We start from the raw sequence: 5,345 nt of genomic DNA on the forward strand, positions 1-5,345 counted from the left end.
AATTTTAGGTTTAATTGAATGTGATTTTCCAGACGTCTGTTGCTTTACCTGATCCGATTTGATGTTCACTGGAACGATATCCTGAATTTTAGCCATAATGAAACCTCCAATTATTCTTTAGTGTCTTAAGAATAACCGGAGGTTAGCTATTTAGGAATATACCTGATTACTTCCCGCTTACATAAAACAGATGAAACCACTAAAAAAACTGCAACTCGATTCGAGTTGCAGTTCAGTTAAGCCTCACTAAATAGTAACTATTAAGAGAGTATTTATGGTCGTTTAGCTATAATATAAATTGAATTATTTAGTCACTGTAATGCTAAGAGGGCCGATTGGAAAATTGACAACAATAACAGTTGGTACATGACTGAAACTTGATAATTATGTAGTGACAGACTAGGTAATATCTTTGATTGTCCAACTATGACAACTCCCCAAAAGAACAAAACTAAAGGAATGAGCATCACTCGATATAATCCAACAGTTACAAGGATTATAGCACAAGAATATGGAACACTATTTAAGAGAATATAAATGATTTTATTCAGTTTTAAGATTGACGGTTGAAGTTGGTAAAATAGTTGAAAAAGTATGATTGGCATTAGAAGAACTACCATATTCTTGTAAATAAAACCACTAGAATAATAAAACAGCATTAGGTTAAAAATTAGGCCGTAATAGATGGAGCGAATAATAACAATCAAAAATTGATTGATTTGTAAGAGTATCTCAAAATAGAGTTGACCGATAAGAAAAACACCATTTAATAGAAGAAGTGCCATAAATTGCCAGCTTTGATTTAAACCAAGCAAAATACTTATTAGCAGTAATATAACTAGCATTACGATCAGAGGGACAGATTTATAAACATCACTGAGCTGTTTAACCTTTTTAAGATATCTATCCGTCATAAAAAATGCTAAACCATAGAGGTAGGTCAAAAAGAATCCTTTCCAGTCAGCAACACCTAACCGTAAAGTCAGCATTAAAGAAAAAAGGATGAAAGTTAATGGATAAAGAAAAAAATGTATGATGGGCTGAAATAAGATAGTTCTTGTTTTATTTGCATAGTTTGTCATATTGCACCTCGTTAATGTTCTAATTAAAATCATAAGTTACTACAGACGATTGTTCAAGAACTTTTAGTAGTCAAATCGATTTATCCTTTCATTTTTTGCTGAACTAGTGTATATTTGCTAATGGTTATTAATCGCATTTCCCGATAGGATTCTAGAAATAGAAGATGCCTTGTAACCCAAAAATTTAAGGGGGAAATATTTATGGAAAGAAAATTATTTACATCAGAATCAGTTACTGAGGGCCATCCCGATAAAGTTGCTGATCAAATCAGTGATTCAGTGTTGGATGCAATGCTTGAGCAAGATCCTTATTCTAGAGTTGCTTGTGAGACAGTTGTTAATACAGGACTTGTGATATTAGTAGGTGAAGTCACCACCAAAGCTTATGTGGATCTCCAAGCAATAGTACGGGATACAGTAAATTCAATTGGCTATGATGATCCAAAATATGGGTTTGATGGAAATAGCATTGCAGTGTTAACTTCGTTAGACGAGCAATCGCCAGATATCGCTCAAGGAGTCGATGTCAATGGCGCCGGTGACCAAGGTTCAATGTTTGGTTATGCTACTAATGAAACTCCAGAATTAATACCATTAGCACTCGGACTGAGCCATAAACTTGCGCAAAAATTGGCTGATGTCAGAAAGAGTCATGTAATAGATTATCTAGGACCTGATGGCAAAGTTCAGGTAACTGTTGAGTATGATGAAAATGACCATATTAAAAGAGTAGATACTATTGTCATTAGTACACAACATGATGAAGGAGTATCTCAAGATACAATCAAAAAAGACCTGAAAGAAAAAGTCATAAAGGTTGTAGTACCTGAGCACTTAATAGATGGAAGCACGAAAATATATATCAATCCTACAGGTAAATTTGTTATTGGCGGTCCTAAAGGTGATTCAGGGTTAACAGGGCGAAAGATAATAGTCGATACTTATGGAGGAATGGGACGACATGGTGGAGGAGCTTTTTCTGGGAAAGATGCAACCAAGGTAGATCGTTCAGCTAGCTACGCTGCCCGTTATATAGCCAAAAACATTGTGGCCGCTAAATTAGCTGACAAGTGTGAAGTGCAACTGTCGTATGCGATTGGAGTAGCCGAGCCAGTGTCATTGCGAATAGACACTTTTAATACCGGAAAGATTAGTGAGTCTAAACTTGAAAAAGCTGTGCGAAAAATCTTCAATCTCACTCCAAGTGGTATTATCAACACTTTGGACTTGAGACGAGCAATCTATAAGAAAACTGCTGCCTATGGTCATTTTGGTAGAAATCTGCCAGAATTCACCTGGGAAAAAACAGATAAAGTTGATGAGTTGGTAAAAACGATTCAATCATTGTGAGTGAAATCTATCCCCAATTTATCATTTACTACTACTAATAAGAACTGTGATCATTTTTTTATCGCAGTTCTTTTTTTTCTGGTTTTTTTTCAGTTCTTTTTTATTTCATTTTTGATTATCTCATTTTTATCGGCTATATATTTTTGGTTAGAAGATAACAGCTTGAGTTTACTATCTTATTTCTTTTGAAGTATAAATAGCTCAGCAGGTAGCCCTTTTTGATTCAAAGCTGACACTTGGTAAACATCAATCTGATCTTGTTTTAGATGAGTCACATAAGATAATAATTGACTATATTCGTTACCAGTATGCCCGCGATAGGACATAATACTTACAATCCCTTTTGGTTTTAATAATTGAATAGCTGAGATTAAACTTCTTACAAGCGGTTCGAATTTTGTAATGATGGAATGATCTCCACCAGGAAGATAGCCTAGATTGTATATAACAGCAGTAATTTCTGTTTTTATATAGTCACTAATATTTTCATGGCTAGATTGAATAAGATGAACATTGCTAGCGTCTCGTAAGTTTTCATCTAGAAGAGCTTGTGCCTTTTTAAGGGCATTTTCCTGGATATCAAATCCAATAACTTTACCTGTTTTGACGAGTTGAGCCAGAAAAAGCGTATCATGACCATTTCCGACGGTTGCATCAACTACCGTATCTCCAGGTTTTATTTGATTCTTTAGTATAAGGTGACTTAGTGATAAAGGGTTGATTTTTTTCATAACTTCCTCCACATATTTCTGTATTCAACTATTTCTGTATTAAAGTTTAATAACTAGCGCCCTTTAAAGGTCGTTTGAGCGGTAGGCAATAGTCTTACCCAAAGGCTTAACCAAAACGTTCCTAAAATAAACCCACCAATAACATCGGAAAAATAGTGAACGCCTAAATATAAACGACTAAAGCCGATGAGGGCAATGAGTAGTAATATCAGTGGAAAGGTGAAGCGAGTAGTCATCAGATAGCCAATCTTCCTGAGGAAGATTACGACAAATGTGTTTCCGTTAGAAAAAGGGGAATCGTTATCATCTACAGAAGATAACCGTTTTTTAGCTATCAATTTGTGGTGTAATGAGTTAATCGCAATATAAAGTCCCAAATAAAAAATGAAGGAACCCATACTGTGACCACTTGGATAACTGTAGCCTCCAATAGGGATAAGTCTATGTAAAGTAGGTCTTTCCCTGGTGAAAAATTGTTTCACACCATAATTGATAACAGCTGCACCAAGTAGGTAATTAAACACTAACCATACTCCTAACAGAGGTTTACTTTCGAAGTAACAGTCACTTAAGAAAAATAGCAGAATCAATACCCAGATGACAATCGGGTCACCTAACATAGTGACTAAATAAAATAGATAATAAAGAAAATGATCGAAGAACTGATTAGTGCTAATGGACTGATCTATCGTATTATTGGCAAAAAAATGCATAATAGTGTTATCGATTGAAATGAGGATAGTATTATCACTCCAAATAAAATAGGTCCACCATAGGAAAAGACATAACGCTAGAACAGTTAAATAATTTAGAAAACGTGATTTTAACACCCAATCACCTCACTAAAAGTATTATGTTAATACCAGCTGATACAGACATACAAGTACATACTAATACATTTCATTATACACTACTTAATACAAATCACTGAGCATTTTATGTGATATAACACAGTCCAATAGCTAAGTAATCACTATAGTTGTAGCAAATAATCGACCACTGTGTGAACACATCCAATGCCCTGAATAAATAAATCAATTACCAGCTAGTAGTCAAAACTGAAATAATAAGTAAGCACGCCTTAAATCGCTTGTTAAAGAAGTCATCAGCAAGAAGAGTCGTATTTCAAACAGCTGAGAAAAGAAAAAAATGTTACCATTGACATTTATAGCAGAATAAAAACTTATGACAAAATTGATGTAACATTATTGTTTTAGTTAGACGTCAGAAATGTTACAAACATGTTACTAAGGTTACAAGTAAGATAAATAAGACAATTCAATGTCCAATTTATCTACAATAACGATATAATTATTGAGATAACAGGAGTAGAGCTCTAAGTTTGGGAGGGACAGTTTTTGAAAAAAAGAAGCGAACGAATAAAAGAGAAAAAAGAAGCAGAAAAAAAACGTCATTATAATGAATTGCGTAAGACCGCAACCAAGGGTGTTGCGATGCTTTCAGTTGGTGTGGCATTAAATTCTGTTTTAACTAGTGGTTCGATTATTTTAGCCGCTAATTCAACATCACAATCAAAAACTAGATATCATTCAAATGATTTTTTAAATAAACTATTACCTGATGCTCAAAATATTGCAAATGATAAGGGGTTATATACCTCTGTTATGCTAGCACAAGCTGTTTTGGAAAGTGGATGGGGAACTAGTAAACTCTCTAAAGACCCATACAACAACTTATTTGGTATAAAAGCTCGTCCCGGCGAGGATAGTGTTGATATGAATACACTAGAAGATGATGGGACTGGTAATTACTATACGATCGTCGATGGTTTTAGAGTATATCCGTCTTATAAAGAGTCATTGACAGATTATGCTAATTTTTTAACAGGTGATAATGGAAAAGATCAATGGCGCTACAATAATTATGCTGGTGTAAGACGTGAGAACACTAAAACTTACCAAGACGCAACCAAAGCACTATATGATGCTAATTATGCGACTGATACCTCCTATACGAGTAAATTAAACACAATTATTGAATCTAACAATCTAACTGATTTTGATGGTGATTACACACCAACATATACTGACAATAGCGGATCAAACAATACTGCAACTTCTAATAGTGGAACCTATAAAGTAGTTAAGGGCGATGGTTTCTACGCTATTGAACGTAAGACAGGAGTGGCAGTTGATCAAATCTTAGCTGCTAATGGATTTAA

Annotated in this window: 5 protein-coding genes and 1 riboswitch; of the genes, 2 read left to right on the forward strand and 3 right to left on the reverse strand. The window is 34.5% G+C overall.

What is annotated here, in order from left to right:
* Positions 1 to 311: 311 nt before the first annotated feature.
* Entirely contained in the window at positions 312 to 1,082 is a 771-nt protein-coding gene (locus H541_RS0110395) for a hypothetical protein (protein ID WP_022797224.1), read from the reverse strand.
* A gap of 119 nt (positions 1,083 to 1,201) precedes the next feature.
* Positions 1,202 to 1,286, forward strand: a riboswitch (SMK box riboswitch).
* Here H541_RS0110395 and metK point away from each other — a divergent pair.
* Entirely contained in the window at positions 1,284 to 2,432 is a 1,149-nt protein-coding gene (gene metK / locus H541_RS0110400) for a methionine adenosyltransferase (RefSeq protein WP_022797225.1), read from the forward strand. It overlaps the preceding riboswitch by 3 nt.
* 176 nt (positions 2,433 to 2,608) lie before the next feature.
* On the opposite strand, the gene mnmM is transcribed toward metK, so the two are convergent.
* Together mnmM and H541_RS13465 are read right to left on the reverse strand one after the other, a co-directional pair.
* Positions 2,609 to 3,163 carry a tRNA 5-(aminomethyl)-2-thiouridylate-methyltransferase MnmM gene (gene mnmM, locus H541_RS0110405; protein ID WP_022797226.1) on the reverse strand — a complete coding sequence of 185 codons (555 nt, stop codon included), beginning with the start codon at positions 3,161 to 3,163 and terminating at the stop codon, positions 2,609 to 2,611.
* Between the two features lie 53 nt (positions 3,164 to 3,216).
* Positions 3,217 to 3,687, reverse strand: a complete 471-nt coding sequence (locus tag H541_RS13465) for a phosphatase PAP2 family protein (RefSeq protein WP_022797227.1) — start codon at positions 3,685 to 3,687, stop codon at positions 3,217 to 3,219.
* 834 nt (positions 3,688 to 4,521) lie between these two features.
* Here H541_RS13465 and H541_RS0110415 point away from each other — a divergent pair.
* Positions 4,522 to 5,345, forward strand: an 824-nt coding sequence (locus H541_RS0110415) for a glucosaminidase domain-containing protein (RefSeq protein ID WP_022797228.1), incomplete at its 3' end; no start/stop codon positions are given.

This window comes from Bavariicoccus seileri WCC 4188, assembly GCF_000421665.1.
In the GTDB taxonomy this organism is placed as follows: Bacteria; Bacillota; Bacilli; order Lactobacillales; family Aerococcaceae; genus Bavariicoccus; species Bavariicoccus seileri.